The organism is Epibacterium sp. HA2-3, assembly GCF_055693725.2.
In genome coordinates, this window is sequence record NZ_CM172490.1 from 849,211 (window position 1) to 861,866 (window position 12,656).

Consider the following 12,656-nt stretch of genomic DNA (forward strand, 5'->3'; position numbering starts at 1 on the left):
TTACATGAACCCGAGTTCCAGGCGGGCTTCATCCGACATCATGTCCATGCCCCAGGGCGGCTCCCAGGTGAGTTCCACATCGACGCTTTTGACACCGGGCACGGGCGAGACCGCATCGACGATCCAGCCGGGCATATCGCCTGCCACCGGACAGCCAGGGGCGGTCAGGGTCATGATGATTTTGACGTCGTTTTCATCAGAAATTTCAACAGTGTAGATCAGCCCAAGATCATAGATGTTGACCGGGATCTCTGGGTCAAAAACAGTACGGCAGGCATCAACCACTGGCTCATAGAGCGCGTGGGACACGGAGGAGGGCGCAATCAGCGGAGTGCCTTCAAGCGGTTCGGATGCGTCAGTCATTCAAGCCTCGGTCAGTTATCTGAGGTTTTATATAGGGAAACCTGCAGGCAGGGTCCAGAGATCGCGGTCGATTCACGCGCGTGCAGTGGTTTTGAAGGGGGGCGGAGTGCGTTGCCGAAAATCGGCAAGAGGGCAGGGCGCGCCGGCAGCAATGCTCCGCCGCGCCCGTTGAGTTAGTCGTTGATGTCGGTGTCGAAGGTCTTCACTTGCCCTTTCGGGAGCGAGAAGATGCGTCTGAGCCCCAGCCATGCCACCAGTGACAACACCGCAAAGACCAGCAAAAGCACCGGCAAGGTCAGGCTGAGCGGTGTGAGCAGGATCACCGCAACCGCTGCCGCCCCGATGGCAAACCCGAGAAAGATGAAACCGGGCAGGAGGATCTCGACGATTGCGAGACCGAGGGCGATCACGCCCCAGACCCACCACAGCGACCAAACAGCGTCCATCACTTTGCCTTTAGCATCTTGAAGGCGTCACCGAATGCCTCGATGGCCTGAGCTGGCACGATGATGGTCTGTTTGCCATCGCCATTGCCCAGCGCATTGAGCGCCTCGACCTGCTTGAGAGCGACCTGATACTGGGCCGCCGAAAGACCGTTGTCGGCAATCGCCTGCGCGACCACCTGGGTTGCAAAGGCCTCGGCCTCTGCTTCGATGCGGCGTGCCTTGGCGGTTTGCTCTGCAGCATAAAGCTCGGCATCTGCCGCCAGCTCGACTGCGCGTTTCTTGCCCTCGGCCTCGGTGACCTGGGCGCGGCGGGCGCGTTCGGCATTGAGCTGCTGCAGCATCGCATCGCGGGTCGCCTGATCAAGGTTCACGTCGAGGATTTCGGCGCGGGTCACTTCGATGCCCCAGTCGTCCACGGCACTTTCAACGCTGCGCTTGATTTCACCGATCAGCTGCGAGCGGTTGGATTGCACCTCATCGAGATCCATCTTGCCGATCTCGGCGCGTACGATGCCTGCAACAGTGGTGGAGATGGCGCCATCCACGTCGCGAATGCGATATACCGTCTTTTCAGGCTCAAGAATGCGGTAAAAGACCGAGGTGTCGATCTCCACAAGCACGTTGTCGCGGGTGATCGCATCCTGGCTGGCGTTGGGCAACTGGCGCTCCAGAATGGAGACCTTGTGGCGCACAACATCCAGAAATGGAACGATAAAGTTGATGCCGGGGCCGAGTACGGATTTGAGGCGACCAAAGCGCTCAACTACATATTTTTCCGATTGCGGCACGATGCGTACGCCTTTGAGGATCACCAGGATCACAAAGAGCGCCGCCACGATATAGATAAGCCCACCGGAGAGGGCGTTGATGATGTCTTGTTCTGTCATAGGAAAATTCCGCGACTAAAAAGGATGCGCGCAGGGTTTCCCCTCAACGTCGGAGCGTCAAGGGGAAAGGGCGCAGGGATGTAGCATGGCCTATTCGGCGGCGTCGCCCAGCGCCTTGCGCGTGCGCAGCGGGGTGGGACGGACATTGGCTTCGATCTCGTCGTGAATCAGGGCGGCAATGTCTTTCTTCGACGTCTTCTCGATGCCCTCAAGACCGGGCGAAGAATTGACCTCCAGAACCTTGGGGCCGGTCTCTGAGCGCAAGAGATCAACGCCTGCAACACCAAGGCCAAAGCAGCGTGCGGCGCGGATGGCCGTGGCGCGTTCCTCTTTGGTGATACGCACTGAAACCGCGCTCCCGCCCAGATGCAGGTTGGAGCGGAAGTCGCCCTCCGCGCCGGAGCGTTTCATCGCCGCCACCACTTTGGAGCCCACGACAAAGCAACGAATATCGACGCCTGCGGCCTCTTTGACAAATTGCTGCACGAGGAAGTTGGCCTTGAGACCGCGAAAAGCCGTGATCACGGATTCAGCGGCCTTCTTGGTTTCGGCCAGCACCACGCCTTTGCCCTGGGTGCTTTCCAGCAGTTTCACGATCAAGGGCGCGCCGCCAACAATGTCGATCAGGGCATTTGTATCCTTGGGAGAGGCAGCAAAAGCGGTGGCGGGCATGCCGATCTTGTGGCGGGCCAGCATCTGATGGGCATGCAGCTTATCGCGGCTCGCAGTGATGCCGTCGCTGCCGTTGACGCAATAGGTCCCAAGCGTCTCGAACTGGCGCAGCAGAGCGGTGCCATATTGAGTGACCGAGGCGCCGATACGGGGGATCACCGCGTCATAGCGCGGCAGGCGTTTGCCATCATAGTGGATCTCCGGTGCGAGTGCGTTGATCGACATGTAGCACCGCGTCGTGTCGATCACCTCAACCGAATGGCCGCGCCGCTCGCCTTCCTCGACCAGGCGGCGGGTGGAGTAGTTGTCTTCGCGGCTCAGAACCGCAATGCGCAGCGCGCGGTTGGGGGCCTTCTTTCGGATCGCGGGCGTGGCATAGACCGAATAGTCAAGTTCGGGCTGGCAGTAGCGTTCCGACGGCACCACAGAGATATTCTCCGTGAGCGCCTGACGGCCCAGTAGCATATGCAGCGCCATGCCGCGCCGATCCGTCAGCGTGACTTCCACTGGCCAGACCTGACCGCCGATTTCCAGGTTGGTCTCGATGACATAGCGCATCTCGCGATCGCCATTGGATGATGTTACTTCGCGGCGGTCTTTGATGGCAGCGGAACACGGGATCAGCAGGTCATCGCGCCCCGGGATCGGATGCACGGTGAAGCGGACCTTGGGGGCCTTCGCAGGGCCGAAGGTCTCGATGTCGGTGGCGTGAAGGGCCGAGGTCCGAGCGCCGGTATCGACCTTTGCACGCAGGGCGGGCAGGCCGAGTTCGGGCAATCTGACCCATTCCTCCCAGCCTAGACGTAGGTTCTGGTTCGGGTCATCTGTGGACATGAGGACGCCTCCTTGGCATTAGGGGTGAATCACCGCACACGCGGTGCAGAGTTTGATGCAGGAACATGAGATGGCAGAGCTTTTCAACTTTGAAATGACAGCAACGGACGGCAAAGCACGCACGGGTGTAATCCATACACCACGCGGCGAGATCCGTACCCCTGCTTTCATGCCGGTAGGCACTGCTGCGACCGTCAAGGCGATGATGCCCGAAAGCGTGCGCGCAACCGGAGCGGACATTCTGTTGGGCAATACCTATCACCTGATGCTGCGCCCGACTGCCGAACGGATCGACCGTCTGGGGGGCTTGCACAAATTCATGAACTGGGACCGCCCGATCCTCACCGACTCCGGCGGGTTTCAGGTGATGTCGCTCGCGGGTCTGCGCAAGCTCACCGAAAAAGGCGTGACGTTCAAATCTCATATCGATGGGTCGCGCCACGAGCTGACGCCGGAACGCTCGATGGAGATTCAACGACTGCTGGGCTCTGACATTGTGATGTGTTTCGACGAATGCCCCGCGCTGCCTGCCGACCGGGATCGCATCGCCGAGAGCATGCGTCTGTCGATGCGCTGGGCGGAACGCTCGCGCGAGGCCTTTGGCGACCGGCCGGGACATGCGCTCTTTGGTATTCAGCAGGGTGGGCTGGAACAGGATTTCCGCGAGGAAAGCGCCGAAGCTCTCACCAAGATTGGCTTTGATGGCTACGCGGTGGGTGGTCTTGCGGTGGGCGAGGGGCAGGAGGCCATGTTTGGCTGTCTGGATTATGCGCCCGACATGCTGCCGGTTGATAAGCCGCGCTATCTTATGGGCGTCGGCAAGCCTGATGACATCGTCGGCGCTGTGGCGCGCGGTATCGACATGATGGACTGCGTATTGCCGTCGCGCTCCGGTCGCACCGGTCAGGCGTTCACCCGGCATGGCGTGGTCAACATCAAGAATGCGCGCCATCAGGACGACCCGCGCCCGCTGGATGAGAACTGCAGCTGTCCGGCATGCAGCAATTATTCGCGCGCCTATCTGCACCACGTGTTCCGGTCGAACGAGATGATCTCCGGCATGCTTTTGACATGGCACAACCTGCATTACTTCCAAGACATCATGGCTGGCATGCGGGAGTCAATTGCAGCGGGCACATTTGAGGCGTGGCAGAAGACGTTCCACGAGACGCGCGCCCAGGGCGATATCGAGCCGCTCTGAGCCTATTCCTCGTCGGTGTCAGAAGCTGACACATTCTGTGTCATATATCGCATCACCACCCGCAAAAGAGGTCCGGGTGGTGATGCGTGTATTAGCTTTGTCGGAAATCTTGAGCTGCGAACATTACCTGAAAACGACGCCAATCGTTTTGGGATAGGCGCGTTCTTGTGGCTCCGTGATTTTGTCAAAACGAACCACACGTTTCACCACTTGCTGTCGCGCACCGATAACCGCAGTACATTGTACTGTAATGGTCTCCTGTGTGCCGGGTGTCACATCAAAGGCGAGTTTGGCCGGGGTCTTCACCTTATGATGTTGCCCCGCGCCCTGCCGCATCTCGCAAGGGGCTCCGGCAATTTCAGTGACGGCGCTGTCGGCAACAAAAGCGGTGCGTAGGGCTACGGCTTCTGTACGTTCCATCGCAGCCCCTGAATACCAATTGTCTTTGCGTCTTCCGGCAAGGGCAGCGGGGCGATGCATGCGCTTGGCCCCAAACTCGCTGCGATCAGCCAAACTGCTGGCCGCATCACTTTTTACCCGGCTGCAGGTTCACTTCGATCCGGCCCGGGTAGCGGAACTTGTCATTGGTGGCGTCGCGAGAAGACTTGATCACACCTTTCACCAATGCAACGGCAAGAGCGCCTGCCAAACCACCACCGGAAGATTGCGTATTGTTGATTTTTTCAACGGTCGCGTTGATGGCAGGAATTTTCTGGTTCACATCAGTTGCCCAAATAAGTGGGCAGCGAGACCCGCGCGGGGCGCACGGTTCCGGCACTATAGCCGATACCGTTGATCGTGCAGGGCACACCATTGGCTTCAACTGTTTTGCCATCCGATTGCGTCAACGTGCGAATTTCCACAATGGCGTACTCCCTGACATTTTGTTGTGCGATGCGGCTGGAAAAACGCACGCTCTCCGGCGGGGTGTCCAGCGGCTCATGTTGCATACAGGCAGACAGCGAGCACATCAGTGCCACGAGAGAAATTTTCTTCATATCCAAAACCTGTAGTTATCTAAATTTTTTAGTGCCTCTCGCAGAAGGTGAGTGGTTTTACTGAAACATGAACAGGTTGAACAATATTGCGTGATGAAATTCTAGGTGGCGTGTGCCCGCGTAGCTACGCCCCCTCGCATCGATTGAAACATGACCTGGCAGCCCCGAAGTTCCCCTGCATGACCGCGGGTCGAAGGGGCGATTTCGCAGGTTTTTCGGGGATTGAACATTCTCGTTGCTGGAGGGGTGAGAGGCGCAGGGAATGCTCTGTTCAAGTGGAGCAATACGCCTGATGCTGTATACCTTGAGCGACGGATACTCCCGGTGGGCCAGAAACTGTTCGCCGAAACAACCGCCGGTGCCCTTGAGTTGACAACTCGCTCGGTGATGGCACCGCTGAAGCACGACCGTGCCGGTGACACCACCGCAGAGGAGCTTGAGCGTTACGCCGAATGCCATGCCCAACGCGCCAGCGCCGGTCTGATCATCACCGAAGGGAGCCAGATCAGTACCAACGCCAAAGGGTATATCCACCCTCCGCCGGCATCCACACCGCCGCGCAGGCTGCTGCCTGGCGCAAGGTCACTGATGCGGTGCATGCCAAGGGCGGCAAGATCGTGATCCAGCTGTGGCACGTTGGGCGTAGCACACATGCCGGGTTCGAACCCACCGCGACGCCCGAGGCGCTGACGGTTGGAGGTATTCAGCGCGTGATCGAAGATCGCGTTCAGGCCGCGACATACGCCAAAGAGGCAGGATTTGACGGCGTTGAGTTGCATGTCGCCAATGGTTGTTTGCTGGAGCAATTCCGAAAGGATAGGGTCAACACCCGCAGCGATGCCTATGGCGGATCGGCAGAAAATCGGGCGCGTTTGCTGTTTGAGGTTCTGGATGCCTTGGCCACCGTCTGGGAGCCGGGGCGCATTGCCGTGCGTCTGGCACCCTTTGCCAGCGTTCACGATGTCTTCGATAGCGCCCCCATGGCCCATTCCACCCCGCTGATCGAACGACTGAACACCCATGGTCTGGCCTGATTGTACCTGATCAGAGGCGACACCGGTGGCGCGCGTAGGGGATTTTGAGATCCTCCGCCAGCTTTATACCGGAACCTATATGGCCAATAACGGCTATGACCGCGAGGCGGCCCTGGCCCGGGCCAAAAGCGGCGCGGTGGATCTGGCGGCCTTTCATCTCGAACCCGGATCTGGTGGCGTGCCTGAAGGCGGACGCTCCCTTGGTAGAAGGCGATCAAGCTACCTTTTGTGGCGGCGGCGACAACGGATTCACTGACGACCCAACGCTGGAACTTCAGGCGGCGGAATAGGTCTCGACCTGTGGCCAGATCACATTAGGTTTAACTATCGGGGAGGGGAAACCAACCTGCAGATCAACGCGATTTATGCCTGCTTATTGGCGACTGAACGGCGTGGGCTGACGATGTTAGGGCTTTGCTCACCGTTTCACCATTTGCGCCCTTGTGGTCAGATCATGCACGAGGCATTCTGGTAGACAACGTTTGAGGCAGGGCGGTTGAATATCTCGGCCCGCCTGACCAGATAGATAATCCGAGTAAGGAGACGACCGCGGTTGCCGATAAATCGGGGCCTGGCCGTCTTGCTAAGAAAAAGGACCGAGTATGCAAGAGCCTCTCAATTCCTCCTACCCCGTACTGCCGCTGCGCGACATTGTGGTCTTTCCCCACATGATCGTGCCGCTGTTTGTGGGCCGGGAGAAGTCGGTACATGCCCTCGAAGAAGTCATGTCCGATGACAAGCAGATCCTCTTGTCCAGCCAGATCGACCCCTCTGAGGACGACCCGGATCAGGACGGTATCTACCGCACCGGCGTGCTGGCCAATGTTCTGCAACTGCTGAAACTGCCCGACGGTACCGTGAAGGTGCTCGTCGAGGGCCACCAGCGGGTGAAGATCACCGAGTTTCTGGACAATGAGACCTTCTTTGAGGCGCGCGCCGAGGCACTGTCGGAGATGCCGGGCGATGTGACCACCACCGAGGCGCTCTTGCGCGCGGTCGGCGATGAGTTCGAGCGCTACGCCAAAGTGCGCAAGAACATCCCCGAGGAAGCCCTGACAGCCGTGGGTGAAACCACCGAACCTGCAAAGCTGGCGGACCTCGTGGCCGGTCACTTGGGCATTGAGGTCGAGCGCAAGCAGGAACTGCTTGAGACGCTCCCGATCAGCGAACGTCTGGAGAAGGTCTATGCCCTGATGCAGTCCGAACTCTCGGTGCTGCAGGTCGAGAAAAAGATCAAGACCCGCGTCAAGACGCAGATGGAGAAGACCCAGCGAGAATACTACCTGAATGAGCAGATGAAAGCCATTCAGAAGGAGCTGGGCGACGGCGAGGATGGCGCTGGCGAAATTGCCGAACTCGAAGAAAAGATCGAAGGCACAAAGCTCTCGAAAGAGGCCCGTGAAAAGGCCGATGCCGAGATCAAGAAGCTCAAGAACATGTCGCCGATGTCGGCCGAGGCCACAGTCGTGCGCAACTATCTTGACTGGATGCTGTCGATCCCGTGGGGCACCAAATCCCGCGTCAAAAAAGACCTTGGGCGCGCGCAGGACATCCTCGACAAGGACCACTATGGCCTTGAAAAGGTGAAGGAGCGCATCGTCGAATATCTCGCGGTTCAGCAGCGTTCTGCCAAACTCAAAGGTCCGATCCTGTGCCTTGTTGGCCCTCCGGGCGTGGGTAAAACCTCGCTGGGCAAATCCGTGGCCAAGGCGACGGGCCGCGAGTTCATCCGGATTTCTTTGGGTGGCGTGCGCGACGAGTCCGAGATCCGCGGCCACCGCCGGACCTACATCGGCTCCATGCCGGGCAAGATTATTCAGGCGCTGAAAAAGGCCAAGACGACGAACCCGCTCATTCTGCTCGACGAGATCGACAAGATGGGCCAGGACTTCCGTGGGGACCCGGCTTCTGCGATGCTTGAAGTGCTTGATCCGGAACAGAATTCCACCTTTGTGGATCACTATCTTGAGGTCGAATATGACCTCTCGAACGTGATGTTCCTGACCACCTCGAACAGCTACAACATGCCGGGCCCGCTCTTGGACCGGATGGAGATCATTCCGCTCTCCGGCTACACCGAGGACGAGAAACGCGAGATTTCCAAGCAGCACCTGATTTCCAAGCAGGTGAAGAACCACGGCCTCAAAGCTAAGGAATTCGAGCTGACCGATGAGGCCCTCACCGAGATCATCCGCACCTATACTCGCGAGGCGGGCGTTCGGAACCTCGAGCGTGAAATCGCCAAAGTGGCCCGCAAGGCGCTGACCTCCATCGTCAAGAAGGAGACCGAAAGCGTGAAGGTCACCCCTGAAAACCTCGGGGATTTTCTGGGTGTTGCAAAATATCGTTATGGTCTTGCAGAGCTTGAGGATCAGGTTGGTGTGGTCACCGGGCTTGCCTATACCTCCGTTGGCGGTGAACTCTTGTCCATCGAGGCGCTGCGCCTGCCGGGCAAGGGCCGGATGAAAACCACCGGTAAGCTGGGCGATGTGATGAAAGAATCCATTGAGGCGGCAAGTTCTTACGTGCGCTCCGTCTCACCGCGTCTGGGCATCAAACCACCGCGCTTTGACAAATGGGACATCCACGTTCACGTCCCTGAGGGGGCAACACCCAAGGATGGTCCCTCGGCAGGTCTGGCGATGGTGACCTCCATCGTGTCGGTGCTGACAGGAATTCCTGTGCGCAAGGATATCGCCATGACCGGCGAGGTTACGCTGCGCGGCAATGCCCTCGCCATCGGGGGGCTGAAAGAAAAACTGCTCGCAGCCCTGCGAGGTGGTATCAAGACCGTTCTCATCCCCAAGGAGAACGAAAAAGACCTGCCGGAGATCCCGGACAACGTGAAAGAAGGGCTGGAAATCATCGCGGTCGATCACGTCTCCGAGGTTCTTAAGCATGCATTGGTGAGCCAGCCTGAAGCGATCGAGTGGGACGAGGAGGCTGAAGAGGCCGCCGCCGCTGCCGCTGCGCTCAAGGGTGGCGACGCAAGCGGGGCAACGGCGCACTAAAGATCTGCGGTGAGCCGATATTGATTGAAGGCGTCCCGGTATCGGGGCGCCTTTTTTGTAGAAGAAGCGAGGCTCTGCCTCGCGCTCCGGGATATTGGAAGTTAGAAGAAGTTGACGCGCCATCCGGACTTCTTCTGACCAGAATTATCCCGGGGTGAATTGGCCATAGGCCAAGAGGGGCAGCGCCCCAAACACGTAGAGCGCGGTCAAGGCTCGTGCGCCAGAACAGACACCCGGACATGCGGCCTTTAACGCCTACTACGGCAAAAGATGCCGAACGCAGGTCATCTGATAAGATCATTTGCCTGTGCCACCCCGCCTCCAAATGGCATTCGCGTGCATTGCCCTGCAAAATCGGCGTGGAGCTCAAAAACTACTGTTTCCCCTCTTGCGAAGCTGTGAGGAGATCGGTAAACACCGGCCTCACGGGTGATTAGCTCAGTGGTAGAGCGCTTCGTTCACATCGAAGATGTCAGGAGTTCAAATCTCTTATCACCCACCATCCACTCCATTTTTTCGCAGATCAACTGCAGCAGGCCAGTGTGGTGCCTTGGGCTGTGAATTTGGTGGCGTTTTGCATATCGTCTCTCTCGCGCAAGCCATTTTGGGCGCCGTGCTTCGGTCGCGTTAGGATGGCTCCGAGTCTCCTCGGCCAAAGGGGGCGAGATCAGCAGTGATCTTGATCAGATCCTGGACAAGCGGATTGGGGAAGCGACGGCGCAACGTGACCGCGTAGAAGGTTTCTTTGATCTGCAAATGGTCCTTGGCCTCGTTCAGAAGCCCCGAGGTTAGTTCATCCTTCACCACGATCGGTGCCACCAAGGAGAGCCCGATGTCCTCGCGGGCAAGCAGGCGCATCATCGCCATGTCATCGACCTCTGCGGCGATCTGAGGGCGCACCGACATACGGCTGGCCAGGGAATCAAAGGCCGTGCGCACGCTGTTGTCCATTGTCGGCACGATAAAGGGCTGTTCTGCCAAAAGATCTCGAAGTGATTTGGTCGGATCCAGTCGGGTCGGGGTGCCGACGATACTGACATGTTGTTCCCCGATCTGATGGGTGTCGAAGCGCGTCAAACTGTCATTTGGCGGCGGTTTGTTCATCAGAACCATATCGAGATTGAGGGTCGAGAGCCCCTCCAGGAGCTCGGTTGGGCTACCGGATCGCAGGATGATTTCCACGTCCTGCCGTGCCAGCATGGGGCGTAGGAACTCGATCTGGAAGTTGCGGGACAAGGTTGCCAGCGCGCCCACGCGCAGGGCCTTTCGCTCTTGGACAGCGCCGGTGAGCGTCGCCACAAGTTCTTGTCCTGTCGAGAAAATCGCATCCGCATGATCGAGCGTGATCCGACCGGCCTCAGTAAGATGCAACTGACGGCCGCGGCGTTCAAAGAGCGCGTGACCAAGGCGCTCCTCAAGGTTTTTGATCTGCACCGACAGCGCCGATTGCGACAGATTCAGTCGCTGCGCCGTGCGCGTGAGGTTGCCATCATGGGCGACGGCCCAGAAATAACGCAGGTGATGATAGTTCAGGGGCATGCGTTCTATTTAAGCGAACGAAATCATCCAAACAATGAATTTTTATGGTCGCGAGTTTTGACCTAGTTGATCTCCTCAGGTCGTTGACCCGAAATTCTAAGGAGTGAGATCATGTCCTATCTCTTCGTGCCCCTCTTCAGCCCGCTGGTTCTGCTGGCCGCTGCCGTTTATGCGGCGCGCAATCCGGGCAAGCGACCGGGACGGGTGCCGCTTGTGGCAGAATTGTCCGCGCTGGCGGCCTTTGGCGGCGCGCTGGTGTCCTCTGCGCTGCTGGCGATGGAAGGCCCCGGCACCTCCGCGCTCGTGGGGGCACTTGGCATCGGGATCTCGGTGCGGCTGGATGTGGTGAGCGTTGTGATGCTGGTTCTGGTGAGCTTTATCGGCTGGATCGTCCTGCGCTATGCGCGCACCTATATGGACGGTGAAGAGCGGCAGGGGGCCTTTACCGCATGGATGGCCGCGACACTTGCGACGGTGCTGCTGTTGGTGATGGCAGGCAATCTGGTACAGGTCTTTGCAGCCTGGGTGATGACCAGCCTCCTTCTGAACCAACTGCTGCTGCATTATCCCGAACGCGCCACGGCGCAGCGGGCGGCGCGCAAGAAGGCCTTTGTGGCCCGGCTGAGCGAAGTCGCCCTGGCAGTGTCATTTGTGCTCTTGGTTGTCGCGACCGGAACCACCGACATCGCGACCATTCTGGAGAGCGCGACGGCCACATGGCTGACCATGAGCGCGGCCCTGTTCCTGGCGATCGCTGCTGTTCTCGCATCGGCGCAGTTCCCGATGCACGGCTGGCTCACAGAGGTGATGGAAGCGCCCACACCGGTCTCTGCGCTCCTGCATGCCGGGGTGATCAACGCTGGAGGTTTTCTTCTGATCCGCTTTGCTGACGTGATGCTTCTAGCCCCGGGGGTGATGGCGCTCTTGGTGATGCTGGGCGGGTTCACAGCGCTCTTTGGCGGACTTGTGATGCTCACCCAGCCCGCAGTCAAAACCTCGCTGGCGTGGTCCACCATTGCGCAGATGGCGTTCATGATTATGCAGTGTGGCCTTGCGCTCTTCCCGCTGGCGCTGCTGCATATCGTGGCCCATTCGCTCTACAAGGCGCATGCCTTCCTGCGCTCGGGAGAAGCAGTGCGCAATGTCGCCAAGATCCGCCGGCCCGGCCCGGTCGCGGTGCCAAGCCTGCGCAATGTGGCCCAGGCCTTTCTGAGCGCCATTGCGATCTACGCGCTGGTGGGGCTTGGTCTTGGCTTTGACGGGAAATCGGCGCAGGCCATCGCGCTGGGTGTGATCTTGATCTTTGGTGTGGCCTATCTTCTGGCGCAGGGCTTTGCTGACGAAGCACCGCGCGCCCTGATGCGTCGCACCGTGGTCTATGCGCTGGCCACATCGCTGAGCTACTTCGCACTGCAGGTGATCGCCGTGTCGCTGACCAAGGGGACCTTGCCTGTAACCCCCGCACCTGGACCGCTGGAATGGGCACTGCTGGTGCTGGCTCTCCTAAGCTTTGGCCTGGTGGCGATTGCACAATCGACCTTCCCCCTCTGGGCCACGCATCCAGCCGCGGCAGGTCTGCGGGTCCATCTGACCAACGGGCTTTATGCCAATGCGATCTTTGACAAGCTGCTGGACGGTTGGTCCAAGCGCGCTGCAACCTGAAAGGACACG

11 protein-coding genes, 1 tRNA gene and 1 pseudogene are annotated in these 12,656 nt (G+C 59.1%); 5 read left to right on the forward strand and 8 right to left on the reverse strand.

Going from position 1 to position 12,656, the window contains the following annotated elements:
* The 4 genes from ACZ1HH_RS03985 to rimK form a co-directional block, all read right to left on the reverse strand.
* Entirely contained in the window at nucleotides 1–363 is a 363-nt protein-coding gene (locus tag ACZ1HH_RS03985) for an SUF system Fe-S cluster assembly protein (RefSeq protein WP_011538111.1), read from the reverse strand.
* A 173-nt stretch (nucleotides 364–536) separates the two neighbouring features.
* On the reverse strand, nucleotides 537–809 hold the full coding sequence (locus tag ACZ1HH_RS03990) for a hypothetical protein (protein ID WP_416368122.1): 273 nt from the start codon (nucleotides 807–809) through the stop codon (nucleotides 537–539).
* Entirely contained in the window at nucleotides 809–1,696 is an 888-nt protein-coding gene (locus ACZ1HH_RS03995) for an SPFH domain-containing protein (protein WP_472635927.1), read from the reverse strand. The genes ACZ1HH_RS03990 and ACZ1HH_RS03995 overlap by 1 nt, the downstream gene beginning before the upstream one ends.
* A gap of 90 nt (nucleotides 1,697–1,786) precedes the next feature.
* Entirely contained in the window at nucleotides 1,787–3,202 is a 1,416-nt protein-coding gene (gene rimK, locus ACZ1HH_RS04000; RefSeq protein WP_011538114.1) for a 30S ribosomal protein S6--L-glutamate ligase, read from the reverse strand.
* Nucleotides 3,203–3,272: 70 nt separating this feature from the next.
* On the opposite strand from rimK, the gene tgt reads away from it, so the two are divergent.
* Nucleotides 3,273–4,403 carry a tRNA guanosine(34) transglycosylase Tgt gene (gene tgt, locus ACZ1HH_RS04005; RefSeq protein ID WP_472635928.1) on the forward strand — a complete coding sequence of 377 codons (1,131 nt, stop codon included), beginning with the start codon at nucleotides 3,273–3,275 and terminating at the stop codon, nucleotides 4,401–4,403.
* A 123-nt stretch (nucleotides 4,404–4,526) separates the two neighbouring features.
* Here tgt and ACZ1HH_RS04010 read toward each other — a convergent pair whose 3' ends face one another.
* The 3 genes from ACZ1HH_RS04010 to ACZ1HH_RS04020 all read right to left on the reverse strand — a co-directional run bounded on the left by ACZ1HH_RS04010 (nucleotide 4,527) and on the right by ACZ1HH_RS04020 (nucleotide 5,401).
* Nucleotides 4,527–4,823 (reverse strand): hypothetical protein, encoded by a 297-nt coding sequence (locus ACZ1HH_RS04010; protein WP_472635929.1) that lies wholly within the window; start codon nucleotides 4,821–4,823, stop codon nucleotides 4,527–4,529.
* Nucleotides 4,824–4,929: 106 nt separating this feature from the next.
* Entirely contained in the window at nucleotides 4,930–5,124 is a 195-nt protein-coding gene (locus ACZ1HH_RS04015) for a hypothetical protein (protein WP_472635930.1), read from the reverse strand.
* 1 nt (nucleotide 5,125) lies between these two features.
* Complete coding sequence (locus ACZ1HH_RS04020) at nucleotides 5,126–5,401, reverse strand: hypothetical protein (RefSeq protein ID WP_472635931.1); 276 nt, start codon at nucleotides 5,399–5,401, stop codon at nucleotides 5,126–5,128.
* A 324-nt stretch (nucleotides 5,402–5,725) separates the two neighbouring features.
* On the opposite strand from ACZ1HH_RS04020, the pseudogene ACZ1HH_RS04025 reads away from it, so the two are divergent.
* The 3 genes and pseudogenes from ACZ1HH_RS04025 (at nucleotide 5,726) to ACZ1HH_RS04035 (ending at nucleotide 9,948) form a co-directional block, all read left to right on the forward strand.
* A pseudogene (locus ACZ1HH_RS04025) lies at nucleotides 5,726–6,725 on the forward strand (oxidoreductase).
* Between the two features lie 312 nt (nucleotides 6,726–7,037).
* Entirely contained in the window at nucleotides 7,038–9,446 is a 2,409-nt protein-coding gene (gene lon / locus ACZ1HH_RS04030) for an endopeptidase La (RefSeq protein WP_472635932.1), read from the forward strand.
* Between the two features lie 427 nt (nucleotides 9,447–9,873).
* Nucleotides 9,874–9,948 (forward strand) — tRNA-Val (locus ACZ1HH_RS04035).
* Between the two features lie 125 nt (nucleotides 9,949–10,073).
* Here the strand turns inward: ACZ1HH_RS04035 and ACZ1HH_RS04040 are convergent.
* Nucleotides 10,074–10,985 carry a LysR family transcriptional regulator gene (locus tag ACZ1HH_RS04040; RefSeq protein WP_472635933.1) on the reverse strand — a complete coding sequence of 304 codons (912 nt, stop codon included), beginning with the start codon at nucleotides 10,983–10,985 and terminating at the stop codon, nucleotides 10,074–10,076.
* A 111-nt stretch (nucleotides 10,986–11,096) separates the two neighbouring features.
* Here ACZ1HH_RS04040 and ACZ1HH_RS04045 point away from each other — a divergent pair, with 111 nt between their 5' ends.
* Nucleotides 11,097–12,647 (forward strand): proton-conducting transporter transmembrane domain-containing protein, encoded by a 1,551-nt coding sequence (locus ACZ1HH_RS04045; RefSeq protein ID WP_472635934.1) that lies wholly within the window; start codon nucleotides 11,097–11,099, stop codon nucleotides 12,645–12,647.
* Nucleotides 12,648–12,656 lie beyond the last annotated feature (9 nt).

Coding starts and splice junctions, on each gene's coding strand:
- ACZ1HH_RS03985 (WP_011538111.1), bottom strand. CDS start 363: ATGACTGACGCATCCGAACCGCTTGAAGGCACTCCGCTGATTGCGCCC.
- ACZ1HH_RS03990 (WP_416368122.1), bottom strand. CDS start 809: ATGGACGCTGTTTGGTCGCTGTGGTGGGTCTGGGGCGTGATCGCCCTC.
- ACZ1HH_RS03995 (WP_472635927.1), bottom strand. CDS start 1,696: ATGACAGAACAAGACATCATCAACGCCCTCTCCGGTGGGCTTATCTAT.
- rimK (WP_011538114.1), bottom strand. CDS start 3,202: ATGTCCACAGATGACCCGAACCAGAACCTACGTCTAGGCTGGGAGGAA.
- tgt (WP_472635928.1), top strand. CDS start 3,273: ATGGCAGAGCTTTTCAACTTTGAAATGACAGCAACGGACGGCAAAGCA.
- ACZ1HH_RS04010 (WP_472635929.1), bottom strand. CDS start 4,823: ATGGAACGTACAGAAGCCGTAGCCCTACGCACCGCTTTTGTTGCCGAC.
- ACZ1HH_RS04020 (WP_472635931.1), bottom strand. CDS start 5,401: ATGAAGAAAATTTCTCTCGTGGCACTGATGTGCTCGCTGTCTGCCTGT.
- lon (WP_472635932.1), top strand. CDS start 7,038: ATGCAAGAGCCTCTCAATTCCTCCTACCCCGTACTGCCGCTGCGCGAC.
- ACZ1HH_RS04040 (WP_472635933.1), bottom strand. CDS start 10,985: ATGCCCCTGAACTATCATCACCTGCGTTATTTCTGGGCCGTCGCCCAT.
- ACZ1HH_RS04045 (WP_472635934.1), top strand. CDS start 11,097: ATGTCCTATCTCTTCGTGCCCCTCTTCAGCCCGCTGGTTCTGCTGGCC.